Origin of the sequence: Citrobacter sp. CK191 (assembly GCF_030333435.1) — a bacterium.
Taxonomy (GTDB): Bacteria; Pseudomonadota; Gammaproteobacteria; order Enterobacterales; family Enterobacteriaceae; genus Citrobacter_B; species Citrobacter_B koseri.
In genome coordinates this window covers 158,963-185,371 of sequence record NZ_JAOWFX010000003.1, presented here as the reverse complement: position 1 = coordinate 185,371, position 26,409 = coordinate 158,963, and the positions used below count along the sequence as shown (strand labels likewise).

Annotated in this window: 20 protein-coding genes; 8 read left to right on the top strand and 12 right to left on the bottom strand. The window is 56.4% G+C overall.

Annotation, left to right across the window (positions count from 1 at the left end; genetic code table 11):
• Positions 1 to 7: 7 nt before the first annotated feature.
• A complete protein-coding gene (locus OGV82_RS00880) occupies positions 8 to 1,444 on the bottom strand; it encodes an MFS transporter (RefSeq protein ID WP_101743898.1) in 1,437 nt (478 codons plus the stop codon).
• Positions 1,445 to 1,551: 107 nt separating this feature from the next.
• Between OGV82_RS00880 and OGV82_RS00875 the strand changes: the two genes are divergently transcribed.
• Positions 1,552 to 2,418: a helix-turn-helix transcriptional regulator gene (locus OGV82_RS00875; protein WP_012133425.1), complete on the top strand. Its 867-nt coding sequence runs from the start codon at positions 1,552 to 1,554 to the stop codon at positions 2,416 to 2,418.
• Positions 2,419 to 2,591: 173 nt separating this feature from the next.
• Here OGV82_RS00875 and nfsB read toward each other — a convergent pair whose 3' ends face one another.
• From nfsB to OGV82_RS00860, 3 genes are all read right to left on the bottom strand, one after another.
• Positions 2,592 to 3,245: an oxygen-insensitive NAD(P)H nitroreductase gene (gene nfsB / locus OGV82_RS00870; RefSeq protein WP_047458272.1), complete on the bottom strand. Its 654-nt coding sequence runs from the start codon at positions 3,243 to 3,245 to the stop codon at positions 2,592 to 2,594.
• Positions 3,246 to 3,365: 120 nt separating this feature from the next.
• Positions 3,366 to 3,734: an MmcQ/YjbR family DNA-binding protein gene (locus OGV82_RS00865; RefSeq protein WP_101743897.1), complete on the bottom strand. Its 369-nt coding sequence runs from the start codon at positions 3,732 to 3,734 to the stop codon at positions 3,366 to 3,368.
• Positions 3,734 to 4,315, bottom strand: a complete 582-nt coding sequence (locus OGV82_RS00860) for a TetR/AcrR family transcriptional regulator (RefSeq protein WP_012133421.1) — start codon at positions 4,313 to 4,315, stop codon at positions 3,734 to 3,736. Before OGV82_RS00860 ends, OGV82_RS00865 begins: the two co-directional genes overlap by 1 nt.
• 190 nt (positions 4,316 to 4,505) lie before the next feature.
• On the opposite strand from OGV82_RS00860, the gene OGV82_RS00855 reads away from it, so the two are divergent.
• Together OGV82_RS00855 and OGV82_RS00850 are read left to right on the top strand one after the other, a co-directional pair.
• Positions 4,506 to 5,606 (top strand): MBL fold metallo-hydrolase, encoded by a 1,101-nt coding sequence (locus OGV82_RS00855; protein WP_012133420.1) that lies wholly within the window; start codon positions 4,506 to 4,508, stop codon positions 5,604 to 5,606.
• 29 nt (positions 5,607 to 5,635) lie between these two features.
• Entirely contained in the window at positions 5,636 to 5,977 is a 342-nt protein-coding gene (locus OGV82_RS00850; protein WP_024130566.1) for a RamA family antibiotic efflux transcriptional regulator, read from the top strand.
• A 36-nt stretch (positions 5,978 to 6,013) separates the two neighbouring features.
• Here the strand turns inward: OGV82_RS00850 and OGV82_RS00845 are convergent, their stop codons facing one another.
• The gene (locus OGV82_RS00845) at positions 6,014 to 8,158 is read right to left on the bottom strand and encodes a TonB-dependent siderophore receptor (protein ID WP_060815872.1); all 2,145 of its coding nucleotides are present in this window, start codon (positions 8,156 to 8,158) and stop codon (positions 6,014 to 6,016) included.
• 157 nt (positions 8,159 to 8,315) lie between these two features.
• Here OGV82_RS00845 and OGV82_RS00840 point away from each other — a divergent pair, with 157 nt between their 5' ends.
• Complete coding sequence (locus tag OGV82_RS00840) at positions 8,316 to 9,941, top strand: alpha/beta hydrolase-fold protein (protein ID WP_047458262.1); 1,626 nt, start codon at positions 8,316 to 8,318, stop codon at positions 9,939 to 9,941.
• On the opposite strand, the gene OGV82_RS00835 is transcribed toward OGV82_RS00840, so the two are convergent.
• The 5 genes from OGV82_RS00835 to betI form a co-directional block, all read right to left on the bottom strand.
• Positions 9,870 to 10,118, bottom strand: a complete 249-nt coding sequence (locus OGV82_RS00835; protein WP_012133415.1) for a DUF1158 domain-containing protein — start codon at positions 10,116 to 10,118, stop codon at positions 9,870 to 9,872. The two genes, OGV82_RS00840 and OGV82_RS00835, sit on opposite strands and share 72 nt — an antisense overlap.
• Positions 10,119 to 10,183: 65 nt before the next feature.
• Complete coding sequence (locus OGV82_RS00830) at positions 10,184 to 11,302, bottom strand: YbdK family carboxylate-amine ligase (protein WP_101743896.1); 1,119 nt, start codon at positions 11,300 to 11,302, stop codon at positions 10,184 to 10,186.
• Between the two features lie 105 nt (positions 11,303 to 11,407).
• A complete protein-coding gene (gene betA / locus OGV82_RS00825) occupies positions 11,408 to 13,084 on the bottom strand; it encodes a choline dehydrogenase (protein WP_012133412.1) in 1,677 nt (558 codons plus the stop codon).
• Positions 13,085 to 13,097: 13 nt separating this feature from the next.
• Positions 13,098 to 14,570, bottom strand: coding sequence for a betaine-aldehyde dehydrogenase (gene betB / locus OGV82_RS00820; RefSeq protein WP_101743895.1), 1,473 nt, complete (start codon positions 14,568 to 14,570; stop codon positions 13,098 to 13,100).
• A 13-nt stretch (positions 14,571 to 14,583) separates the two neighbouring features.
• Positions 14,584 to 15,177, bottom strand: coding sequence for a transcriptional regulator BetI (gene betI, locus OGV82_RS00815; RefSeq protein WP_024130562.1), 594 nt, complete (start codon positions 15,175 to 15,177; stop codon positions 14,584 to 14,586).
• 282 nt (positions 15,178 to 15,459) lie between these two features.
• On the opposite strand from betI, the gene OGV82_RS00810 reads away from it, so the two are divergent.
• Positions 15,460 to 17,493, top strand: a complete 2,034-nt coding sequence (locus OGV82_RS00810) for a choline transporter (RefSeq protein ID WP_047458253.1) — start codon at positions 15,460 to 15,462, stop codon at positions 17,491 to 17,493.
• 169 nt (positions 17,494 to 17,662) lie between these two features.
• Here OGV82_RS00810 and entD read toward each other — a convergent pair whose 3' ends face one another.
• Entirely contained in the window at positions 17,663 to 18,316 is a 654-nt protein-coding gene (gene entD, locus OGV82_RS00805) for an enterobactin synthase subunit EntD (RefSeq protein ID WP_101743894.1), read from the bottom strand.
• A 48-nt stretch (positions 18,317 to 18,364) separates the two neighbouring features.
• Positions 18,365 to 20,608: a TonB-dependent siderophore receptor gene (locus OGV82_RS00800; RefSeq protein ID WP_012133407.1), complete on the bottom strand. Its 2,244-nt coding sequence runs from the start codon at positions 20,606 to 20,608 to the stop codon at positions 18,365 to 18,367.
• 305 nt (positions 20,609 to 20,913) lie between these two features.
• On the opposite strand from OGV82_RS00800, the gene fes reads away from it, so the two are divergent.
• The 3 genes from fes to entF are packed head-to-tail and all read left to right on the top strand — an operon-like array spanning position 20,914 to position 26,257.
• Positions 20,914 to 22,128 (top strand): enterochelin esterase, encoded by a 1,215-nt coding sequence (gene fes / locus OGV82_RS00795; RefSeq protein WP_101743893.1) that lies wholly within the window; start codon positions 20,914 to 20,916, stop codon positions 22,126 to 22,128.
• A gap of 29 nt (positions 22,129 to 22,157) precedes the next feature.
• Entirely contained in the window at positions 22,158 to 22,376 is a 219-nt protein-coding gene (locus tag OGV82_RS00790) for an MbtH family protein (protein ID WP_047458244.1), read from the top strand.
• Positions 22,373 to 26,257, top strand: coding sequence for an enterobactin non-ribosomal peptide synthetase EntF (gene entF / locus OGV82_RS00785; protein ID WP_101743892.1), 3,885 nt, complete (start codon positions 22,373 to 22,375; stop codon positions 26,255 to 26,257). Before OGV82_RS00790 ends, entF begins: the two co-directional genes overlap by 4 nt.
• Positions 26,258 to 26,409: the final 152 nt, after the last annotated feature.

The window sequence follows — 26,409 nt, the reverse complement described above, 5'->3', positions numbered from 1 at the left end:
AGGTTTGCTATTTTGACGCCATACAGGGGCGGGTTGCATTGATATTCAATGCGCGGCGAAACCATAATGTCGCCAGAACCAGACTGAGCATCATGGCGGCTTCGACGGCCAGAAAACCGATCACCGACTGCGTATAATCGCCGTGACTATTGTGTTGCAGATGCAAAAATAACGCCCCCAGCACCGCCGGGCCAAGCCCCAATGTGGCTTGCTGCAACGTGCTTAAAATGGCGCTTCCGGCTCCGGCATCCTGCGTGCTGATATCGCGCATGCCGATACGATAAAAGCTGTTCACGATCAGCGCCTGTCCATAACCTATCAGGGCCGTTGCCGGCGCCAGCGCGAAGGTGGATGTTTGCATACCCGAATGCCAGAAGGTCATCATTAACCCGGCTAAGCCGACTATCTGAATCGCCAGACCCATCAACAGAATACGCCCCATGCTGTAGCGCGCAATCAATCGCGGTGCGTAGCAGGCCGAGATGAAATAGGCCGCGCCGAGGGCGATAAAGCTGTTACCGGATTCCCACGGCGCCATCCCCAGACCCATTTGCAGAGTCAGCGCCATACAGAACATAAAACCTGACCATGCGCTAAAAAACAGCAATGCGATCAGAATGCCGAAGCGGATGCTGGTCAGCCGTAACAGGCGCGGCGGCAGAAGCGGGTGCTGGTGGCGCAGCTCCTGCCGGAGCGCATTTTTACGCATCCACCATCCCAGCGGGAGAATGGCAAATAGCGCCGCCTGAGCCTGCCAGGGCCAGCCGGTTTCTGGCCCCAGCGCCATAGGAAAAAGCAGGCAGCAGAGGATGGCGGCCAGACAGACGGTGCCCAACCAGTCGATGTCGGCGCGGGTTTCGCTGGCCGTTTCGGGAACGTGGCGGCGGCTGAATGCCAGTACCAGAAGGCAGACCGGGACATTAATAAAAAATGCGTTGCGCCAGCCAAGCCCGGCGATATTCGCCGAGACCAGCCAGCCACCGCCCATTTGACCGACGATAAAGGCAATGCCGCCAATACCGCCATACAAACTGATGGCCTTTGCGTGCGCGCTTCCTTTTAGCGTGACGTGAAGCGTGGCGAGAATTTGCGGCACGATCAACGCCGCGCCAGCCCCCTGCAAAATACGGGCGCCCAGCAGCATGTGAATAGAATTCGCCAGACCGCAGAGCAGGGAGGCGACGCCAAAGAATGCGACTCCCCACATAAACAGGCGGCGGCGACCGTAGTTATCGCCGAGCTTGCTCCCCAGCGCCAGACAGACCGCGAACGTAATCCCATAGAGGGCGACAATTAACTCCAGTTGCGTCGTTGTCGCCTGTAAAGAGCGGGTAATGGACTCCAGGGCGACGTTGGTAATCGATGTATCAATAAGCGGCAGCATTTGGCCTGTCAGCAAGAGCGATAGCCCGGTGCGACTGAGTGAAACGACTGACGTATTCATGGTAACTCCATTGCGTCATTCAACAGATGGACGTAGCATTACTGAAGAATTAAACGGGTACCAGTTCCTGGTTATACTGGTATTGGTACTACCATGCTGGAGGTAATATGACGGTGATGACGCGACGTGAGCCCACGGTGATGCAACCGGCAGACAACCGGAAGCAGCTCGGCGCATTTTTACGCGCCCGGCGGGAAAGCCTCGATCCGCAACGTATGGGGCTGCCGCGCGTCGGTCGGCGGCGAACGCCCGGTCTGCGCCGCGAAGAGGTGGCGATGCTGGCGGAAGTTGGCGTGACCTGGTACACCTGGCTGGAACAGGGGCGGGAGGTGAATCCCTCTGAGTCGGTACTGGTTGGCGTTGCGAATGCGCTGCAATGCAGCCCGCTGGAAACCCGACACCTGTTTGTTCTGGCCGGGCTGACGCCGCCGGAATCGACGCAGATCACCGTGTGCGAGGGGATCAGTGCGGGAACCCGCCGTATGCTTGACAGCCTGATGCCGCAGCCAGCCAGCATTCAGAAGCCTAATTTTGATATTGTGGCGTGGAATGAGAGTTTTTGTCGGCTGATGGGCGTGGATTTTGCCACGATCCCGGATGACGATCGCAACTGTATTTACCTCTACCTCACCAACGAAACCTGGCGCAGTCGCATAGAAAACCGCGACGTGCTGCCGACGTTTGTCTCTTATTTCCGTGCGGCAATGGCGGAACACCGTGGCGATCCGAGGTGGGAAAATAAACTGGCGCGCTTTTTCGCCGCATCTTCCGAGTTTGAAGCGTTATGGCATCAGCGTTATGAAGTGCGTGGCGTGGAAAACCAGGTGAAGAATTTTCTCCATCCCCGGTTAGGGCGTTTTAGTTTGCAGCAGATGTACTGGTATTCCGCACCGCGTAACGGCTCCCGGTTGTTGGTGTATTTACCGATGGATGAGGCCGGAGAACAGGCGCTGGCGTGGCTGGATAAGCAGTAAAATGCCCGGTGGCGCTACGCTTACCGGGCCTACAATAACGCGTGCTCCGTAGGCCGGATAAGGCGCAGCCGCCATCCGGCATTGCGCCCGGTGGCGCTACGCTTACCGGGCCTACAATAACGTGCGCACCGTAGGCCGGATAAGGCGCAGCCGCCATCCGGCATAACAAGAAATCAGACTTCCGTCAGGGTGGTTTCCTGCGGCAGGCGGGATTTCGGCAGCGCAGCGTTAAAATCTTCTACGCTGTGATGGCCGACAGGCACCACGACCAGGCTGGTATAACCTTTTTCTTTCAGGCCAAATTCAGCGTCAAGAACCGCGGCGTCGAAGCCTTCAATCGGTACGGCGTCCAGACCCATCGCGGCGACGCCCAGCAGGAAGTTGCCAACGTTCAGGTATACCTGTTTCGCCATCCACTGATCGTCATCTTTCAGGTCGCGGCGGTGCAGATCCGCGAAAAAGCGACGGCCTTTGTTATTTGCCGCTTTGGCTTCCGGCGTGGCAAAACGGCCATCGGCATCTTCCTGATCGACAACGCGATCCAGCCAGGCGTCGTCCATTGCGGTTTTTGCGCAAAACACGACGACATGGGAAGCATCCAGCATTTTGCGCTCGTTAAATACGAAATTACCGGCGGCGGATTTCGCAACGCGCGCTTTCCCTTCTTCGGTACTGGCGACGATGAAATGCCACGGCTGAGAGTTGGTGCTGGAAGGGCTATATTGCAGCAATGTTTTGAGTTTTTCCGCTTCGTCTGCGGTCAGTTGTTTGCTGGGATCGAACGCCTTAGTGGAGTAGCGTTTTAAGGCGACAGAAACGATATCCATAAATACTCCTGATGTTTTTTAATACCCTGCGGGTGCGTTTTCGTGCCAGCAGGGTACAGGGTTAGCGCATAAAAGATAAGAGAGAAAAGTGCGAAAACACTTATCGATATCAACGATAAATCAGGCGGGGCGCAGACGCTTTTGATCTTTTTTAGCCAGACCATCCACCACCAGATTCCAGGAGTCGCCGATCAGGTCGGCAAGCAGCGACGGCGTGATATCGTCTCCTGCGTAAACGGAAATCCAGTGTTTTTTGTTCATGTGGTAACCGGGTTCAATACTGCGGTAAATCTGCTGATTTAACAGGGATTTCTGTGGATCGGACTTCAGGTTCACAAACCGACGGCCGCGTTGTTCAGAAACGATCATGAATATCTTGCCGCCGACTTTAAAGACATCAAACTCCGGGCCGAACGGCCAGCAGTGTTCGGTGAAAGGCAGTTCGAGCGCGATGCGTTTCGCACAACAGTGCAGCGTCTGGCCGTCCATTATTTTTCCTCGCGGGTGAGGGCGCGCCACATCGCTTCAAAACCCAGCGAGATGTACTCATTTGCGTGGGCCGGATCGCGGGCGGCAAATTCCATCGTGGTTTCCGCCAGGGTGAGGAACAGGGCATCGCCAAAGGCGCGGTATTCGTCAGACATGAAAATGGGCAGAACCGAACGATGGCAGAGATCGCGCAGTTCCGGGAACATATCGTCTGCCAGTTGCTCGGTTTCTTTCGTGATTTTCTCACTAACCGCAAGCTGGCGGATGGTGCGGTGCCCGTTAGTGTTGTTCAGACCCCAGTTGATGTAGCTGTTCCAGATAAAGTGCGTCATGGTCCTGGTGTCGGTGATTGAGCGGTCCAGATTCGCCATCATCGACTGGCAGAGATCCTGCTTCAAATGCAGATAAAGCTCGTTGATTAAGTCATCTTTTGTCGCGAAATAGCGAAACAATGTTCCCTCAGCAACACCTGCGTTGCGAGCAATGACGGCGGTGGAGGCGGCAATGCCGGATTGCGCGATCGCTTTTGTTGCGGCTTCCAGTAACGCCAGTTTTTTGTCTTCACTCTTCGGACGAGCCACTACACTTTACCCTTAATGATGTAAAAAACACGATTGAAACACGCTCTTTGCAGCGCCGCAACGGTGAATGTCAAAGATTGAAAATCATCTTGACGAGATTCCTTCGCTTTCTATAATGAGTGCTTACTCACTCATAATCAAGTGACAGTCGCGCAAACCAGCGGAAAGGGGCGCGTTTTCGGATCAGGATATGAAGCGTCTCACAATTTGTGTGGTTGTTATTATGCTTATTGCTTCTACAGCGAGTCTGCCGTTTGTCCTTAATGCCGGGTTTGGTCAGGTGCCGCAGGGCGCTCAACTGAGCCTGGTGGAACAGTCTCCACACTATCGTGATGGACAGTTTCATAATCAATTACCCACTCCCGGTTACACCGGGGATAAGGGGATGCTCGCCGCATGGTGGGAGTTTCTGGTCGCTAAACGTGAAAACGCGCGGCCTGCCCAGCCGTTGCCGCTGGTAAACACCGATCTCGCCAGCGTACCGCGCGATCGGGACACGCTCATCTGGCTGGGCCATTCCTCCTGGTATCTGCAACTGGCGGGAAAACGCATTCTGATCGACCCGGTATTCAGCAGCTATGCGGCGCCGTTTTCGTTTCTGAATAAAGCCTTTGCCGGAGACTACCCCTGGACGGCGCAAAATATGCCGGAGATCGACCTGCTGATCATCTCGCACGATCACTATGACCATCTGGACTACGCCACCATCAAAGCGCTGATGCCGAAGATTAAGCGGGTCATTACGCCGCTGGGTGTGGGATCGCATTTGCGCTACTGGGGCATGAATGGCGGGATTATCGACGAGCGCGACTGGAACCAGTCCGTCAGGATCGATGACGCGCTGCTGATCCACGTCCTGCCCGCGCGCCATTTTTCTGGTCGGGGGCTCAAACGTAACCAGACGCTGTGGGCGAGTTTTATGTTTGAGACGCCTGAACAGAAGGTTTATTACAGCGGGGATTCCGGTTACGGGCCGCATTTTAAGGCGATTGGAGAACAGTTCGGCTCAGTCGATCTGGCCATCATGGAAAACGGTCAGTACGACCGGGACTGGCGATACATTCACATGATGCCGGAAGAGACCGCGCAGGCGGCGCAGGATCTGCGCGCAAAAGCGATTTTACCCGGTCATGCCGGGCGTTTTGTCCTGGCGAAACACAGTTGGGACGATCCGTATAAACGTCTGGCGCTGGCGAGTCGTCATAAACGCTACCGTCTGCTGACGCCGACGCTGGGTGAACCGGTGATGTTGGCCGATCCGACCCAGCAGTTTACGGCCTGGTGGGAATAAGCGACCATTTTTCGGAGGGGGAGAGCACGATGACCATTTCCGCTCAGGTAATCGACACTATTGTCGAGTGGATTGATGATAATTTAAATCAACCGTTGCGCATTGATGATATTGCCCGCCACGCCGGGTACTCCAAATGGCATCTGCAACGCCTGTTTATGCAGTACAAAGGGGAGAGTCTGGGGCGCTATATCCGGGAGCGTAAGCTGCGGCTGGCGGCGCGTGATTTACGCGATACCGACCAAAGGGTGTATGACATCTGCCTGAAGTACGGTTTTGATTCGCAGCAGACCTTTACGCGGATCTTCACCCGAACCTTTAATCAGCCGCCGGGTGCCTACCGTAAAGAGAATCACAGCCGTACGCACTGAGTTTCCCCGGCAGCGCCTGGCTGCCGGGAATCTTTCTTACCAGGAATAGCTCACTGTTGCCGTAACCGTACGACCTACGCCATAGAAGCAGGCGGTGTCGCTGGCGCAAGAGGCCACGTATTTCGTATCGGCGATATTATTGACATTAAACTGTACGGCTGCGCCTTTCAGGCTGCTGTTCAGTTCTCCCAGTTCGTAGCTCACCATCGCGTCATACAGATCCACCGCCGGCACTTTAAAGGTGTTTTTCGCATCGCCGTAGCTGGTGCCGATGTAGCGTACGCCCACGCCGGTCGTCAGGCTTTTCAGCGGGCCGCCGGGGAAGGTATAACTGGCGAAGGCGGAAGCCATGTGGGCAGGAATACGGGCAGGCGTTTTCCCTTCCGTACCCGCTACCGTGGTGTTGACGGTTTCCGCATCCGTGTAGGTATACGAACCAATCAGGTTGACGCTATCCCACAGTGAAGAGTGAATTTCCGCTTCCACGCCTTTGGAACGCACTTCCCCTGCGTTTTCGAACCAGCCCAGCGTGCTGTTGTAAGTGGACACATTGCTCTGTTTGAGATCGTATAACGCCAGCGACATCAGTGTGTTATCCACCGGCTGATACTTCACGCCCACTTCGGTTTGTTTACCGGTAGTGGGTTTAAACGGCGCGCTGCCCGGCGCGCGGTTGGTTTGCAGATTAGGTTCATACGAGGTGCTGTAGCTGATGTACGGCGAGAGGCCGAAATCAAAGGCATACAGCAAGCCGGTACGCCAGGTGAACTTGTTGTCGTTCTGCTGCGTTTTCTCACTGTTGATGTAATCGGTGGTGCGAACTTCCGTCCAGTCATAGCGCCCGGAGAGCAGCAGCTCCCAGTTGTTCCAGCTCATCTGATCCTGCAAATAGAGGCCCATCTGATCGAGGTTCTGCTGTTCGTGGCTGGCGGGGCTGAAGGTGCTTTCATCGACGTTTACGCCATAAACCGGGTGCGTCCAGTCCATATCGTACTGCGAGCCGGAACCGCGCATTAACAGTTGCTTGTCGTTGCTGGACTTGTAATCCAGCCCGCCGAGCAGCGTATGGTTCATCTGCGCGGTCGCAAACTGTGCTTCCAGTTGGTTATCAATGCCAAACTCATTGGTCGTGCGCTCCTCATGCTGGGCGCGACGGCTGAGCAGCGTGCTTTCCGGTTTGCTGTTGAAGTAAACCAGATAGCGGTATTTTTGCTTGATGCTGGCATAGCGGGCGTTCTGGCGGAAGGTCATCATGTCATTGAACTGATGTTCAAACTCATAACCCACCATCGTCTGCTCACGCCATGACTGATCGTAATCAGGATCGCTGACGTTAAAATCGAGCGGAATATATTTTCCGTTAGCGCTGGTGACGGTGCCGTAAGCAGGCAGGAAGTTACGGTAGCCCGCATCGGGATCTTTCTGGTAGCTGGTCAGCAGCGTGAAACGGGTCTGATCGTTTGGATACCAGGTGATAGCCGGAGCAATCGCGACGCGCGAATCTTTATAGTCTTCAACCTGGTTATGCTGAGTGCGGGCGATCCCGTTCAGGCGATACAGTACCCGGCCGTCATCGCTCAGCGGGCCGCCGAAATCAAATGCGCCTTCCGCCAGATCGCGATTACCGGTGCTGAACTGAACCTTATGAATCGGTTCGCTGGTAGGGCGTTTGCTGGTCATGCTGATAAGCCCGCCGGGGTTCACCTGGCCAAACAGAACCGAAGCCGGGCCGCGTACCAGCTCTACCCGCTCCAGCAGCCACGGATCAACGGTGCCGGTTTGCGATGACGCCGTTGCGCCAAAGCTCAGACCATCAAGGAATTTAGGAACGTAGCTGAAGCCGCGTACAAACACTTCATCGTTACGGTTGGATGAGCCGCGATACTCCGTAAATGCCCCGGCGGTGTAGCGTAGCGCCTGGGAGACGGAGGTGGCGTCCAGCGCGTCCATCTGGTCGCGGGTAACGACGGAGACGGACTGCGGCGTTTTCACCAGCTCCGCGGAGGTTTTGGTTGCCGACAGGGTTTTGGTCGCCACCATTCCCTTCACCGGCGCAGTGGGTTCCTGGCTGACGCCTTGCGTCACCAGAATGGTCTCCTCCTGCGTTTTGGCAAACGTCGTCGTACTGACGGTCGCCAGACTGAGAACCCAGAGCTGCATTATCTTGTTATTTTTAAATATCATTTAGCATCCTTTTCTATGCCATACCTGAAATTGTCCGGTCGTCCTGTCAGACAAATGCCGGACTGCCATCCTCATTAAACGCGACAGATGTTATTGCAAATCATTACCATTTGCATTAGCGTTGTTAACAAATTTCATCAGGAAAGCACCGTTAATGAAGATGGCATGGAGTGGTTTGGTGATTGGGCTGGGGACGATGTCGGCTCAGGCGATGCCGTGTTCGACGCCCTCCGTTCAGGGAGAGCAGCAGGGGAAATTTGATGCCAGCGGCGAGATCTGCTTTGTGCTTCCCGCGCTGAGTGAAAATTATGTTTCGGCCACCCTGTCGGGGATTACCGATGCTCGTTTGCTGGACGGCCAGAACCGTCGCATCCGTACTTTACTGGAAGGCGGCCCGGCCGATGGCGAGCATCAGCTGTTGTTTTCTTTGCCGGTACAACAGGCCACCTCGCTGGTGTTGCACGGTAATGAGGGCGCTCGCTGGCGGTTTACATGGCAGATGAAAGAGACTACGCCGCTGCCGAAAATACAGCGCGTCGCTCCCGTCAGCCCAACCTTGCAGCAACTGGAAAAAGCGCTGGCGGCAGGCGCCGGAACCGCTCATTTCTGGCAGGATCTACAGCGTAACGGCACGCCGCTGGTGGAGCCGGTTGACGACAGCCATAAGCGGGTTACGTTTCTGTGGCGCGGTGCGAAACAGAACGTTTTTATTCTCGGTTCTCCGGCAGGCGATCACGATCCCCTGTTCCGCCTGGGCGATTCCGACGTCTGGTTCCGCAGCTATGTGGTGCCTGCGGATACGGTAATGCAGTACAAACTGGCGCCGGATGTTCCGTTGGTGAACGGTTCGCCGCGCGATCAGCGGCGGGCGATTCTGGTCAGCGCGCAGAGAGATCCGCTTAACCCGCTGACGCTTGGCGAGAAGTATGCCGATCGCTGGAATCAGTTTTCCCTTCTCGATCTGAGTCCCGCGCGGTTTTGCTCTGCGCAAGCTACCGCGCAGCCTGTTCGTTACGGTTCGCTTACGCGCAAAACATTGTTCAGCGAACGTCTGGGCAACAGTCGTGAAATTGCGATTTATCGCCCACACAGCGCGCAACCGGCACGCTGGACGCTGATGCTGTTTGACGGCAAAACGTATCTTGATGATTACCATATCGATCGCGTGCTGGATGGACTGATCGCGCGCCATCAACTGCCGCCGATAAACGTGGTGTTTATTGATACGCTCGATCACGCCAGACGAGCGAAAGAGTTGCCGCCGAACCCTGATTTTGCCGACTTCATGGCGCATGAATTATTGCCCTGGCTGCGTCAGCAGGGGGTGACCACGCAACGACAAAAAACGGTGCTGGCGGGCTCCAGCTATGGCGGGCTGGCGTCATCCTGGGTCGCGTTGCGCTATCCGCGTCTGTTCGGCAACGTGCTGAGTTTATCCGGTTCGTACTGGTGGGCGCCAAAAGACGAGGAGGCCAGTTGGCTGACGCGTCAGTACCAGAATTCGCCGCGTTATCCTGTCCGCTTCTGGTTGCAGGCTGGCCGCTTTGAAACCAAAGGCCCGGACGGCGGTATTTATCGCAACACGCTGGAATTTTCGCAGGTACTACGTGAAAAAGGCTATCCGGTGAGTTTTCATCCGTGGTCAAGCGGACACGATTACGCCGCGTGGTGTGAAGCGCTGGTTCACGGTATGCGGGATTTCACCGGCTTAGTCAGCCAGCGAAAACCAGCGACGCCAGATAAAGCGGATCACGAAATATTCGAGAGCGCCAAGCGTTAAAAACCACAGGCAAAACAGCAGGGTGTAAAGCTGGTTGAGATCCATTAAATGGAAGGTCGCAACCAGCTTTTGCGCCAGCACCATGCCAGGCGAGGGCACTGGCAGCAGCAGGCAGGAGAGAAAAGCCATCAGCAGGATGCCAGCAGCGGTCATCAACGATTCAAGCGGGTGTTTCATGGCATTGTTAAACTTGAGTTAAAAAGCCATTGTCCGGGATATCGCCGGCTAACGCAAATCGTCGCCTACTGACCCGCCCAGATCTCGCAATGTTTTTTCACCAGCCCAATTAGTGAGCCGCCATCCGTCACAAACTCCCGCATCTGCCGCGCTTCATTCAGCCCGTTTTTCACCTGTAGGCGCAGAGCGTTAATGGCGCTGGCGGCGCCGACGTTATCTGCGGAGGAGGCGACATTCTCCAGCAGGCGCAGCGTGTCATCAGACAGCAGGTGATGGTCGCCGGTGTGGACATCGGTCAATGTTCCCTCCAGACCATACCGACAGGCCTGAAAGCGGTTGAATTTGTACAGCAGATAATCCCGCTCCTGATGCCTGAACGGGCGCTCGGTCAGCAGCCAGTGGGCCGTCGCCTGAATCAGCCCCGCGATATTGACCGCATGAGCAAGGGTCAGAGGCGTATCCATTACCCGAACTTCTACCGTGCCGAAGTGAGGGCTGGGACGGATATCCCAGTGCAGATCTTTGATGCTGTCGATCATGCTGGTGTACGCGAGGCGGCGGAACAGCCCTTCACATTCCTGCCAGTTGCTGGCCCACGGCATCGGGCCGTTATCAGGAAAGCTTGAGAAGATATTCAGCCGGGCGCTGGAAAAACGGGTATCTGACCCTTGCATATACGGCGATGCCGCCGCCAGCGCAATAAAGTGAGGAACAAAGCGCGACAGACCATGCAGGAGGTAGATAGCGTCATCACCGTTCGCGCATCCAATATGGACGTGCTGACCAAATACCGTCGCCTGCTGAATCAGATAACCGAAGTTTTCCAGCGTACTCTGGTAGCGCGCATTGTCGCACACCTCCTGGCGCTGCCACTTTTGAAAAGGGTGCGTGCCCCCGCCACAGATTTCAAGATGATGGTCTGCGGCAGCCTGCAAAATCACCTGCTGCATGGCGGAGAACTGCGCCGCCGCCTGGTCAATGTTGCGGCAGACTCCCGTCGCCATCTCAAGCATGCTTTCGGTGATATCGTGCTTCACTTCTCCGGCGGTGAGTTGGGATTTGACGGCGTCAATCAGGGTGGAAGAGTCCTGGCTTAAATCGTAACCCGGCGGATTGACCACCTGCATTTCCAGTTCAATTCCCAGCGTAAACGGTTCGGAAACGTGAAAATCGGGTAGCGGCATAACGTTCTCTTTTGTCAGGGCGTTGCGTTGAGTATAGATGTCAGGGAGGAGGAGGGGGGCGTGGTCTTTTCCCGCTCAGCAGCAGAGCGGGAAAAAGAGGTGGGATTAACGCAGCGGCGGCTGACGCACGGGCGCATCACCTGCGACGTAATAGCTTGCGGTGCTCTTTGCCAGCGGTTCGCGGCCACGAATCGCATCGGCCATCTTCTCGCCGATCATAATGGTGGTGGCGTTCAGGTTGCCGGTGATAATTTGCGGCATAATGGAGGCGTCCACCACGCGCAGATTTTCCACGCCGTGAACCCGGCCTTCGCCGTCGACTACCGCCATTTCGTCGTAACCCATCTTGCAGGTGCCGCAAGGATGAAACGCGGTCTCCGCGTGGTCGCGCACAAACGCATCCAGCTGTTCGTCGGTCTGGCACGTAATGCCAGGGCTGATTTCGCGTCCACGGTATTTGTCCAGCGCAGGCTGGTTGATGATTTCACGCGTGATGCGTATGGCATCGCGGAACTCCTGCCAGTCCTGCCCGGTAGACATATAGTTAAACAGAATGGCCGGATGCTCGCGCGGATCGCGCGATTTAATGTGTACATGCCCACGGCTGGGTGAGCGCATCGAACCGACATGACACTGAAAACCGTGTTCTTTCACCGCATTCGAGCCGTTGTAATTAATCGCCACCGGCAGGAAGTGATACTGAATATTCGGCCAGCTAAACGCTTCGCTGCTGCGGATAAATCCACCTGCCTCAAAATGGTTGCTGGCGCCCACGCCGGTGCCGCCAAATAACCACTCAGCGCCAATTTTCGGCTGGTTCCACCATTGCAACGCCGGGTAGAGAGAGACGGGTTCTTTGCACTCATACTGTAGATACATCTCCAGATGGTCCTGCAAGTTTTCACCCACGCCCGGCAGGTGGTGCACCAGCGGAATATCAAACGCTTTCAGTAGCGATGCGTCACCCACGCCGGAGCGTTGCAGGATTTGCGGCGACGCAATGGCGCCCGCGCACAGCAACACCTCTTTACGCGCCATCGCCCGGGTCGGGATGGTGCTGTCGCCTTCCAGCCACTCAACGCCTGACGCTTTTTTACCTTCGAATAGAATATGGTCGGTCAGCGCATGGGTGATGATGGTCAGATTCGGCCGACCTTTGGCTTGATCGAGATACCCGCGTGCCGTACTGGCGCGTCGTCCTTGCGGCGTCACGGTTCTGTCCATCGGCCCAAACCCCTCCTGCTGATAGCCGTTGAGGTCGTCGGTACGTGGATATCCCGCCTGGACGCCCGCTTCTATCATTGCATGGAACAGTGGGTTGTTATTGTGCTTTGGCGTGGCGACGCTTACCGGGCCGTCGCCGCCGTGGTAGTCGTTGGGGCCGATATCACGGGTTTCCGCCTTGCGGTAATAGGGCAGGCAGTTGAGGTAACTCCAGTGTTCGAGGCCTGGCTCCTGCGCCCAGTTGTCGAGATCCATCGCGTTGCCGCGAATGTAACACATGCCGTTAATCAGCGATGAGCCGCCCAGCCCTTTACCACGGCCGCACTCCATGCGGCGGTAGTTCATATGCGGCTCCGGTTCGGTCTCATACGCCCAGTTATAACGTTTACCCTGTAGCGGAAACGCCAGCGCGGCAGGCATCTGGGTGCGGAAATCCGCACGGTAGTCCGGGCCGCCCGCTTCCAGCAGCAACACGGTGGTGTCGCTGTCTTCAGTCAGCCGTGTTGCCAGTACGTTGCCCGCCGAACCGGCGCCAATAATGATGTAGTCAAAATGCAAACAAACCTCCTGGTTAAAATATGGATTGAAACTGACCCATCTCAACCTGGATGGACTTCACCTGGGTGTAGCTTTGCAGCGTCATGATGCCGTTCTCGCGACCAATACCGGAATGCTTGTAGCCGCCGACCGGCATTTCAGCAGGAGATTCCCCCCAGGTATTGATCCAGCAGATCCCCGCTTCAAGCTGGTGGATTGCGCGATGAGCGCGGTTGAGATCGGCTGTCACTACCCCGGCGGCCAGTCCGTAATCGGTGTTATTGGCGCGGCGGATCGCCTCTTCTTCGTTTTCGTAGGTCAGAATGGACATTACCGGGCCGAAAATTTCTTCGCGTACGATGGTCATCTCATCCCGGCAGTCGGTGAATACGGTGGGGGCGACCCAGGCGCCGTTATCAAACGCTTCGCCTTTTAATACGTCGCCGCCGCAAAGCAGCGTTGCGCCTTCCGCTTTTCCGCTGGCGATATAGCGCAGAACGTTGTCGCGATGAGGGAAGCTCACCAGTGGGCCAAAATTGGTTGCCGGGTCAGACAGATCGCCTGCGCGAATGCGGCTTACGCGCGCCAGAATTTTTTGCTCGAAGGCGCTTTTCATGTGCGCCGGAATGAATACGCGCGTGCCGTTGGTGCAGACCTGGCCGGAGCTGAAGAAGTTCGCCATCATGGCGATATCCGCCGCGAGGTCGGGGTCCGCGTCGTCAAAGATAATCAGCGGTGATTTGCCGCCCAGCTCCATCGTCACCTCTTTCAGCGATGAAGCCGCTGAATTAGCCATCACTTTCTTGCCGCTGGCGACGCCGCCGGTGAAGGAGATTTTGGCGATATCAGGATGTTCCGTCAGGAACTGCCCTGTTTCCGCGCCGGTGCCTGGCAGCACGTTGAACACGCCGTCCGGGAGACCGGCTTCGCTGTAGATTTCCGCCAGTTTTAACGCGGTTAGCGGCGTGACTTCACTGGGTTTGAAGATCATGGCATTGCCTGCCGCCAGCGCCGGAGCGGATTTCCACAGGGCGATTTGAATGGGGTAGTTCCATGCGCCGATCCCGGCCACCACGCCCAGCGGCTCGCGACGGGTGTAGACGAATGACGTCTCGCGTAGCGGGATCTGGCTGCCTTCCAGGGCAGGGATCAGCCCGGCGTAATACTCAAGCACGTCTGCGCCGGTGGCGATGTCCACGCTGGCGGTTTCGCTCAGTGGTTTACCGGTATCGAGCGTTTCCAGTTGCGCCAGCTCGTCATTGCGTTCACGCAGAATATCAACTGCCCGACGCAGGATTCGCGAGCGCGCCATTGCGCTCATCGCGGCCCACATTTTTTGCCCGCGCTGCGCGCTTTTCACGGCGCGATCAACATCGTCGCGGCCTGCGGCCTGTACGGTAGCCAGTACCTCGCCGTTAGCGGGATTGATCGTCTCAAAGGTGCGACCGCTGGTGGCGGCAGTATATGCGCCGTCAATATAAAGCTGTTGTTCTGCCATTCGGGGCATGGGTTCTCCTCGGTTAGTCAGTGGCGTTCGGCAAATGCTGACTGATGAAATGGGTGGTCAGCGCTTGAGCGAGACTGAGATTAAACGGTTTTCCGCTCAGCGCGGCGCGTAGCCACAGTCCATCGATAAGCGCCGCCAGGCCATAGCCGGCCTGTTGAGCCTGCTGGCGCGGAAGTTCGCGTCTGAATTCGTACACAATGTTCGACAGCAGCCGCTTGCTGGCGACCTGTTGCAGGCGGTAGAGCATCGGCTGATGCATGCTGCTTGCCCAGAATGCGAGCCAGGCTTTCATCGCGGCCTGGCTTATCTGACTGTCGTCAAAGTTGCCCGCTACGATGGCGCGCAAACGCAATTCAGCGCTGGCCTCAGGAAGGGCGTGCAACCGACGCAGGACGGCATAGCGAAGCTGGCTGGTGATGTCGCGCATCGTCGCTTCCAGCAATCCATTTTTATCCTTGAAATAGTGACTGATGATGCCGGTCGACACGCCTGCTCGCCGGGCTATTTGCGCAATGGTCGCGTCATGCATCCCGACTTCATTAATGGCCTCCAGGGTGGCGTCAATCAGTTGCCTGCGACGAAGGGTTTGCATCCCCACTTTGGGCATTTTTATCGCTCCAGTCATCAGTTATGGTTATGTATTAAACCGTTTTTTGATTGGACGTTCAATATAAAATGTGTCTTAATTGTTATCAATTTAGCGGTTAACAGGTAAGGGGAATGTAATGGGATATTAGATAAAATTAATAAAAACAATAGATTGAAAATATCATCATTTCTGTTAATAAGGCTATTTTTGCAAATCTGTTAAAAATGCCATCACCTTACAGAATCTCAAAAAGTTAGCTGCTCGACAGAGTAGTCACCGTTACTTAATCAGAGGTAATCGATGACGAACCTTGCTCAGAACAGAGAAAAGGACAAAATCAATCCCGTCGTGTTTTATACGTCTGCCGGACTGATTTTGTTGTTTTCCCTGACGACCATTTTTTTTAGTGATTTCTCCGCAGTCTGGATCGGCCGCACGCTGAACTGGGTCTCCAGAACGTTTGGCTGGTACTATCTGCTGGCCGCCACGCTCTATATCGTTTTTGTCATATTCATTGCCTGCTCGCGTTTCGGTTCCGTCAAGCTTGGGCCTGAGCAGTCAAAGCCGGAATTTAGTCTGCTAAGCTGGGCGGCAATGCTTTTCGCCGCCGGGATTGGCATCGACCTGATGTTCTTCTCGGTGGCGGAGCCTGTCACCCAATATATGCAGCCGCCGGAAGGCGCAGGGCAGACCATTGAAGCCGCCCGCCAGTCGATGGTCTGGACGCTGTTTCACTACGGCCTGACCGGTTGGTCGATGTATGCGTTAATGGGGATGGCGCTTGGCTACTTTAGCTATCGCTATAACCTGCCGTTGACCATTCGCTCAGCGCTCTATCCGATCTTCGGTAAGCGCATCAACGGGCCGATTGGGCATAGTGTGGATATTGCCGCGGTTATCGGCACCATCTTCGGTATCGCCACGACGCTGGGGATTGGTGTGGTGCAGCTCAATTACGGTCTGAGCGTGCTGTTTGATATCCCGGATTCAATGGCGGCCAAAGCGGCGCTGATTGTGCTGTCGGTGGTGATCGCCACGATCTCGGTGACTTCTGGCGTGGACAAAGGCATTCGGGTTCTGTCGGAGCTGAATGTGCTGCTGGCGCTGGGGTTGATCCTCTTTGTGCTGTTTATGGGGGACACCTCATTCCTGCTCAATGCGCTGGTGCTGAATGTGGGTGACTACGTTAACCGCTTTATGGGGATGACGTTGAACAGCTTTGCGTTCGACAGGCCGGTTGAGTGGATGAACAACTGGACGCTCTTTTTCTGGGCGTGGTGGGTTGCCTGGTCGCCGTTTGTCGGGCTGTTCCTGGCGCGTATTTCGCGTGGCCGCACCATTCGCCAGTTTGTCTTCGGTACGTTGATTATCCCGTTCACTTTCACCCTGCTGTGGCTGTCGGTGTTTGGCAATAGCGCGCTGTATGAAATCATTCATGGCGATGCCGGTTTTGCCGAAGAAGCGATGGCGCACCCTGAGCGCGGCTTTTATAGCCTGCTGGCGCAGTATCCGGCCTTCACCTTCAGCGCGTCTGTCGCCACAATCACCGGTCTGTTGTTCTATGTGACATCGGCGGACTCCGGTGCGCTGGTGCTGGGCAATTTCACCTCAAAACTGAAAGACATCAACAGCGATGCGCCAGCCTGGCTGCGTGTTTTCTGGTCGGTAGCGATTGGCCTGCTGACGCTGGGGATGCTGATGACCAACGGGATTTCAGCGCTGCAAAACACGACGGTAATCATGGGGCTGCCGTTTAGTTTTGTGATCTTCTTCATTATGGCGGGATTGTATAAATCATTGAAAGTTGAAGATTATCGTCGGGAAAGCGCCAGTCGTCATACCGCGCCGCGTCCGATGGGCGTACAGGACCGGCTGAGCTGGAAAAAACGACTGTCGCGCCTGATGAACTACCCGGGAACGCGCTATACCCGCGAAATGATGGAGAAGGTATGTTTTCCGGCAATGGAAGAGGTCGCCCATGAGCTACAACTGCGCGGCGCATCGGTGGAGCTGAAAAGTATGCCGCCGCAGGAAGGGGAAAACCTTGGTCATCTGGATCTGCGGGTTCATATGGGCGATGAGCGCAACTTTATCTATCAGATCTGGCCGCAGCAGTACGCAATCCCCGGCTTTACCTACCGGGCACGTAGCGGCAAATCGAGCTATTACCGGCTGGAAACGTTCCTGCTGGAAGGAAGCCAGGGAAATGACCTGATGGACTACAGCAAAGAGCAGGTGATTACGGACATTCTCGATCAGTATGAACGTCATCTGAACTTTATTCATCTGGATCGTGAAGCGCCTGGCAACGGGGTGTTGTTCCCGGGAATGTAAGCGGATCTCACGTTTTCTGAAAATAGTTCCGTCAACCTTGAGGCTAACAACCCGAACACGACAATTCGGCTTGTTAGTCTCTTCTTCGCATGGAGGCGATATATGCTGACGAAATACGCTTTTATGGCAATGCTTGTGCTCCGCAGTCAGCAATGGCTGCGGGCAAATTCTACAGGGCGGACGCGCAGAGCGTAATGACCTGACCGTCGTACTCACGCCACGAAATATCCACTGTGCAATCAGCAAGCTGCGGCGAAAACGCCGACGTCATTTGCATGGTTAGATGTGTTTTCGTCACTGAAACGATCCTGGCGCTGGCAAAACCCGGTAACGTTGCCGCGCGATCGGAGAACGCTTTATAGACGCTCTCTTTGGCGGAAAACGCCAGGGTTAACGCGAGCGGAAAAGGGAGGGAACTGCGCTGTAAAACGCGTTGTTCATCGTTATCGACGATACTGCTGGTGAGTTCTGCCGCCGTTTGAGGCGTGAAGATTGCTTCGATATCAACCCCTACCGGAGTGAGGGAGACGACTGCCAGCGCCGTGGCGGCGCTGTGGCTGATACTGCCGAACAGGCCTTCTGGCCACAAGGGCTGCCGTTTATCGCCGATAGCGGGTACGGTTTTGTGCCCATATTCAGTCAGGGCATGAAACGCGGCGAGACGTCCCGCTAAGTGTTCAGCCTGACGTTTTCGCCCGGCGGGAAGCAGCTGCGCGTGATGCGGCAACCAGAGCAGATCGTGTTCGTGGAAGCTATCGATATCGAACCCGATAAGATGAAGTTTGTGGCGGGAAAAAGAGAGGGGGGTGTAAGTGGTTCGCATGGTTTCTCATAAAAACCCTCTCCCCGTTCAGGGAGAGGGCGGTCGTTATCAGAAGCGCGTGTTAACGCCCATGTACCATGTACGACCCGGCTCGTTGTAGGTGTAAGCACCTGCACCGTACATATAAGCGCCGGTCGCGTCGTTACCCGTGGTCTGGGCATTCCCCGCACGCCATTGACGCTTGTCGAAGACGTTATCCACGCCGCCGGTCAGGCTGACGTTTTTGGTTACGTCCCAGGTCGCGCTCAGGCCGACAATGCTGTACGGGCTGACTTCATCTTTCTCAGAGCCGGTAGCAGGCTGGCCCTTATAGTTGTATTTCTTCGGCTGCTGCTTGCCGTACCAGGTGAAGGTTGACTGCACTGACACATCCTGATGTACCTGCCAGCTCAGGGTTGAGTTCAGCGTGTACTCCGGGATGATCGACAGACGATCGCCGGTTGTTTTGTTCTTGCTCTGTAGCATGTAGGTAATGTTGTTGGTCCAGTTTATCGCATCGCTGACCGGAATATTCAACGATCCTTCCAGACCTTCTACCACGGCCTTCGGCACGTTTTCCCACTGGTAGATATCGGTTTGCACTTTACCTGAAGAGGTATGGCCGACTGGCGCATAGCCCGCTTCAATCTTATCGCGGTAGTCGTTACGGAACCAGGTCACACCGGCCTGCCAACCGTCGTGTTTCCACTCAAGACCAATCTCTTTGTTGACGCTGGTTTCCGCTTTCAGGTCATCGTTACCCATCATGTAGCAACCGACGCCATCGGAGCTTGCATAGCAACCCTGGCCTTTGCTGTACAGCAGGTAGTTCGGGTTGGTCTGATAGAGGCTCGGTGCTTTATAGGCACGGGCGATACCCATCTTCAGGGTGAAATCATCGCCCAGCGCCTGCGACAGGTTCAGGGACGGGCTCCAGTTGTTGCCGACGATAGTGTGGTGATCAAAGCGCAGCGCCGGGGTCAGCATGGTGCTGTCAGTTATCTCCATGTTGTTCTCGGCAAACAGGGAGAAGATTTCTGCGGATGAGTACGGACTGCGGTCGTCGCTCATGCCTGGAATGGCTCCGCCCTGTTGAGCCTGAGTATTCGAGGCGGAATCCTTCATACGCTGCTGGTTCCACTCAGTACCCAGCGTCAGGTTTTGATTAACGATGAAATCAAGCGGCAGGTTAATTTCACTGTGCAACATCACGTCGGCCAGGTCGGTGTCGGTGAATTCGTCGCTGTTGAACAACCCTTCGAGACCGCCCGCCAGCCCTTCGCCCAGACGCGAGTTGCGGGTGTGCTCATACTGTGCCCAGTTGCTGGTGGTGATACCGTTATCCCAGCCGCCGTTCCAGGTCACTGCGAAGTTCTGGCGATAAATACGGTTAGTCTCTTTACCGTAGTTTTTCTTCACCAGGGCATTGTCGTTATTGGTGTTTTGGGTGTCGCCCGCGTAAAGGTTGTTCTGGCGGCTGTAGCCTGCTTCAAACTCCAGCGCCTGCATTGGCGCGAAATCCCAACGTACGACACCATTAATATCTTTGTTTTCAACCCCTTCGCGACCTGCTGGCAGGGTGTTGGCGTAGGCGCCGGTACGCTCAGACTGGTGGCCCTGGTTGATGTCCCAGGCGTCGGCCTGAGTTTTATCCAGGTTGCCGTACATGCGGAAGCTGAATTCGCCGCCCAGCGGGCCGCTCAGGCTAAAGTTGGTGCGCTTGGTGGAACCTTCGTCTTTGTGTTCCGGCGCATTCAGATAAGTGTTCCACGAACCATGCCACTGATCGTCGAATTTCTTGGTGATGATGTTTACCACGCCGCCTGCTGCGCCGTTGCCGTAACGTGCCGCCGCAGGGCCACGAATCACATCAATGCGTTCGATCATCTCTGGCGGCACCCAACCGGTATCGCCACGGGTGTCACGCTCGCCGCGCCAGCCCAGACGGATGGAGTTGCGGCTGGTCACCGGTTTGCCGTCGATCAGAATCAGGGTGTTTTCCGGGCCCATGCCGCGAATGTCGATCTGGCGGTTGTTGCCGCGCTGGCCGCTGGTTGAGTTACCGGTCAGGTTCACGCCCGGCATGGTGCGGATGATTTCGGCAACGTCGCGAGCGGGAGGATTTTTACGGATTTCGTCGGCGGTGATGGTCGATACGCCCGGTGCCTGGAGGTTCTGCTGGGCGGCGGTGACCACGATGGTGTCTTCATGAAGCGCTGCGCTATCAGTGGTCTCCTCCGCCATAACAGGCAGAGCGACCCCATAAATTCCCAGATTGACCAGTAAGGCCAGGGAATGAATCTTATTGTTCATTGTGTTTCCTGCTTATCTTTATTTAGCCACATGCGCCAAACTCTCGTGGTGAGGTGTTTAGCCTGATGTCGCCCGCATCTGCGAAAGCCATACATTCCAGAAAAAGCACGCAGTGCAGGTTTCAGGTTGTGTTTCTCATTTGAACGTGGCGTCAATGCACGAATGAGAGACCCAGCCTGGGTGGTGAAATAATGTTCGCGCTTCCCACGGCGCGACAATACGCTATTGCAAATGAAAATAGTTATCAATAATATTATCAATATATTTCATCATTAAATAAAAAATTACACAATAAACATGAGGTTATGACGGTGACGGCGTTAACGACAGGAAGTGAGACCTGGTGGCAGTCAAAACACGGTCCCGAATGGGAGCGTGAAACAGACGAAAAATATCGGGTGACTTTCTGGTGGCGCGATCCGCAGGGAACGGAAAGCCGCTCTTTAATTCGCCGCGTATGGGTCTACATTACGGGCGTCACCGACCATCACCAGAATGCGGTTCCGCAATCCATGCAGCGTATTGCGGGCACGGATGTCTGGCGATGGAGCACGACATTAAGCGCCGACTGGCGTGGTAGTTACTGTTTCATCCCTTCTGAACGCGATGATATTTTTGCTTCTCTGGCAGTAGACGAAACGCCTGACAGAACCACGCTGCGTGAAGGCTGGCGTCAGTTATTGCCGCAGGCTATTGCCGATCCTCTTAACCCGGTGAGCTGGAAGGGGGGGCGGGGCCATGCGGTTTCCGCGCTGGAAATGCCAGACGCGCCAGTGCAACCCGGCTGGGATAAGCCTGAAAATCCGTCAGCTCCCCCGGTATGTCTGCAATGGCGCAGCGAGCGGCTGGGCAATACGCGTCGCGTGTGGGTGTTCACGACCGGCGACGTCCGACCTGAACGTCCGCTAGCGATTCTGCTTGACGGGCAGTTTTGGGCGGAAAGCATGCCCGTCTGGCCCGCGCTCACCTCACTGACCCGGCGGCGTCAGCTCCCTCCTGCGGTCTACCTGCTGATTGATGCCATTGATACCCCCCACCGTAGCCGTGAACTGCCCTGCAATGCCGATTTCTGGCTGGCGGTACAACAAGAACTCCTGCCGCTGGTGAAAACCGTTGCGCCATTCAGCGATTGTGCAAAAAGGACGATCGTCGCCGGGCAGAGTTTTGGCGGGCTCTCCTCGCTGTATGCCGGTCTGAACTGGCCTGAGCGCTTTGGCTGCGTACTGAGCCAGTCGGGATCGTTCTGGTGGCCGCAGCGCGGCGCAGATCGGGAAGGCGAGATTATTGAACAACTGAAGGCGGGCACATTGACCGCCAGAGGATTGCGCATCGTGCTGGAGGCCGGTATCAGAGAGCCGCTTATTTTCCGGGCGAATCAGGCGCTTTACAGCCAACTACACACTACGCAGCAGTCGGTTTTCTGGCGTCAGGTTGACGGCGGACATGATGCGCTTTGCTGGCGTGGCGGATTAATGCAGGGGTTGATGACCCTCTGGCAACCGTTAACCGACACGCTGTAGCTGGCGATTTTCCACGACAGGAGTTGAGTATGGAATTCAGTAATCCCTTCGATAACCCGCAGGGACAATTTTACATTCTGCAAAACCCGCAGCGTCAATTTAGTCTCTGGCCACAGCAGTGTTCTCTCCCTGCGGGCTGGCAGGTGGTGTGCGAACCGCAATCGCAGGCGCTTTGCCAGCAGTGGCTGGATGCGCACTGGACCGCGCTAACTCCCGCCCATTACGCCGCTGCGCAGGAGGCTCAATGACCACGCGTTTACCGTTAGTGGCCGCCCAGCCAGGGATCTGGATGGCGGAAAAACTCTCTACGCTGCCTTCTGCCTGGAGCGTGGCGCACTATGTGGAATTACACGGCACGCTGAATGCCCCTCTGCTGGCGCAGGCGGTTGTAACCGGTATGGCGCAAGCGGATACCCTCCGCATGCGATTTACCGAAGATAACGGTGAGGTCTGGCAGTGGGTGGACCCGGCATTCACGTTTGCACAACCCGAGCTTATCGATCTGCGTGACGAGCCCGATCCGCATGCGGCGGCGCTGGCGCGGATGCAGGCCGATCTGCGACAAAATCTACGCGTTGATGGCGGCAAACCGCTGGCGTTCCACCAGTTGATTCAGGTCGATGAGACCCGTTGGTACTGGTATCAGCGTTATCACCATCTACTGGTGGATGGCTTCAGTTTCCCGGCGATAACCCGTCAGATCGCGGCGATTTACCGCGCCTGGCAGTGTAACGCCCCGACGCCCGACTCGCCGTTTACGCCATTTGCTGACGTGGTGGAGGAGTATCAGCGTTACCGTGAGAGCGAGGCTTATCAGCGCGATGGCGCCTTCTGGGCGGAGCAGCGTCGCCAGTTGCCGCCTCCCGCTTCGCTGTCGGCTGCGCCGCTTCCCGGGCGGGCGGCCAGCGCCGATATTTTGCGTATGAAACTGGATGTGCCCGACGGTGTTTTCCGTCAGCTGGCGGCACGTATGTCTGATATTCAGCGTGCGGATTTAGCGCTGGCGCTGGTGGCGCTATGGCTGGGCCGCCTGTGCGGTCGGATGGACTATGCCGCCGGATTTATATTCATGCGGCGTATGGGATCGGCGGCGTTAACGGCGACCGGCCCGGTACTGAACGTCCTGCCGTTAGGGGTAAGCATTAATGCGGCGGAAACGCTGCCGGAACTGGCGACGCGTCTTGCCGGGCAGATGAAAAAAATGCGTCGCCATCAGCGTTATGACGCCGAACAGATCGTTCGCGACAGCGGCCGCGCGGCGGGTGAAGAGCCGCTGTTTGGCCCGGTGCTGAACGTGAAGGTCTTTGATTATCAACTGGATATTCCCGGTGTACAGGCGCAAACCCATACGCTGGCGACCGGCCCGGTTAACGATCTTGAACTGGCGCTGTTCCCGGATGAAGAGGGCGGCCTGAGCATTGAAATCTTAGCCAACAAACAGCGCTATGATGAGGCGACGTTATCCTGCCATGCGTCGCGGCTGACGGCGCTGATACGCCAGTTTGCGGACAATCCGGCGCTGCGCTGCGGCGATGCCGAAATGCTCCTGCCTGCCGAATATGCGCAACTGGCGCAGATTAATGATACGGCGGTAAGCATACCGCTCACGACGCTCAGCGCGCTGGTTGACGAACAGACACGCAAAACGCCGGACGCGCCCGCGCTGGCTGATGCGCGCCATCAGCTCAGTTATCAGGAGATGCGCGAGCAGGTGATCGCCCTGGCGCACCTGCTGCGTGAACGTGGCGTTAAACCGGGCGACAGCGTCGCGGTGGCGTTGCCGCGCTCGGTTTTCCTGACGCTGGCGCTGCACGGTATTGTGGAGGCCGGAGCCGCCTGGCTGCCGTTAGATACGGGGTATCCAGACGATCGTCTGCGAATGATGCTCGAAGACGCGCAGCCGAAATTACTGATCACAACCGCAGAACAGCTGCCGCGATTTAACGATATCCCCGGCGTAGAAAGCCTGTGCTACAACGCGCTGCTGCCGACGAGCGGCGCTGAATCGCTGGCGTTGTCGTTGCCGCACCACACGGCATACATCATCTTTACATCCGGTTCGACCGGCAGGCCGAAAGGGGTAATGGTCGGGCAAACCGCGATCGTGAATCGCCTGCTGTGGATGCAGGATCACTATTCGTTAACGGCAGAGGATGTGGTCGCACAAAAAACGCCGTGCAGTTTCGATGTTTCGGTGTGGGAGTTCTTCTGGCCGTTTATTGCCGGGGCGAAGCTGGTGATGGCGGAGCCGGACGCGCACCGCGATCCGATTGCCATGCAGCATTTCTTTGCGAAGTATGGTGTGACCACCACCCATTTTGTCCCGTCAATGCTGGCGGCGTTCGTCGCCTCGCTCACCCCTGAATCTGCTCATGAAAGCTGCGCTACGCTACAGCGCGTATTTTGTAGCGGCGAGGCGCTGCCCACCGGGCTGTGCCGCGAGTGGGAACAGTTGACCGGCGCGCCGCTGCACAATCTGTACGGGCCGACGGAAGCGGCGGTGGATGTCAGCTGGTATCCCGCCTGCGGCAAAGAACTGGCGGATGTCACCGGAAATAGCGTGCCGATTGGCTATCCGGTCTGGAATACCGGGCTGCGCATTCTTGATGCGATGATGCGCCCGGTGCCGCCGGGCACCGCGGGTGATTTATACCTGACCGGCATCCAGCTGGCGCAGGGGTATCTGGGGCGCCCGGATCTGACGGCGAGTCGCTTTATTGCCGATCCGTTTATGCCGGGCGAACGCATGTATCGCACCGGAGACGTGGCGCGCTGGCTGGAAAATGGCGCGGTAGAGTACCTTGGCCGCAGCGACGATCAGCTAAAAATTCGTGGTCAGCGCATTGAACTGGGCGAGATTGATCGGGTTATGCAAACGCTGCCGGACGTCGAGCACGCCGTGGCTCACGCCTGCGTGTTTAACCAGGCGGCCGCGACAGGAGGCGATGCTCGCCAACTGGTAGGCTATCTGGTGTCACAATCCGGTTTACCGCTGGATATTCCGGCGCTTCAGGAACGGTTACGCGAGACATTACCGCCGCATATGGTGCCTGTGGTTCTGCTACAGCTTGCGGAACTGCCGCTCAGCGCAAACGGGAAACTGGATCGTAAAGCGCTGCCGATGCCGCAACTGACGCAACGTACGCCGGGGCGCGCGCCATTACCAGGGACGGAAAAAACGGTGGCTGACGCCTTTGCCGGCCTGCTGGGTTGTGAGGTCAATGATGTGGAGGCCGACTTCTTTGCGCTGGGCGGGCATTCGTTACTGGCGATGAAACTCGCCGCGCAGTTGAGTCGCGCGTCCGGGCGTCAGGTGACGCCGGGGCAGGTGATGGTGGCGTCAACCGTTGGTCAGCTTAGTGCGTTGCTGGATTCCGCCGATGACGAGCAGTCTCAGCGTCTGGGCTTTGAAACACTCCTGCCGCTGCGTGAAAGCAGTGGACCAACGTTATTCTGCTTCCATCCGGCGTCCGGTTTTGCCTGGCAGTTTAGCGTACTGGCACGTTATCTCAGCCCACACTGGTCGATTACGGGGATTCAGTCGCCAAGGCCTGATGGACCAATGCAAACGGCCACGAATCTGGATGAGGTGTGCGAGCGTCATCTGGAAACGCTGCTGGCGCAGCAGCCGCATGGGCCTTACTACCTGCTGGGGTATTCGCTGGGCGGAACGCTGGCCCAGGGCATTGCGGCGCGCTTGCGTGCGCGTGGCGAAACGGTTGCCTTCCTCGGGCTGCTGGATACCTGGCCGCCGGAAACGCAAAACTGGCAGGAAAAAGAGGCCAATGGTCTGGACCCTGAAGTGTTAGCGGAGATCGCGCGTGAACGCGAAGCGTTCCTTGCTGCGCAACAGGGAAATGCCTCCGGGGAGTTATTCAGCACCATCGAAGGAAACTACGCCGATGCCGTGCGGCTTCTGACAACCGCGCATAGCGTACCGTTCGATGGACGCGCAACGCTGTTTGTCGCGGAGCGCACCCTGCCGGAAGGAATAAGCCCTGAACGCAGCTGGGCGCCGTGGATGGCTGAACTGGATATCTATCGCCAGGATTGCGCCCACGTCGATATTATTTCACCTGCCGCGTTTGAGAATATCGGGCCGATTATTCGCGCATTGCTCGACCAGTAAGCGAAGCGTTCTGACGCCTTTAAAAATCTAATTCTACTGATGCCCATAATAGCTACCAATTATTATGGGCTTTTTATTTGTCTTCAGCATTGATTTAACATAAGTGAAACATAATCAGACAGTTGGTAAAATTCTGAATATTGCATGCTACC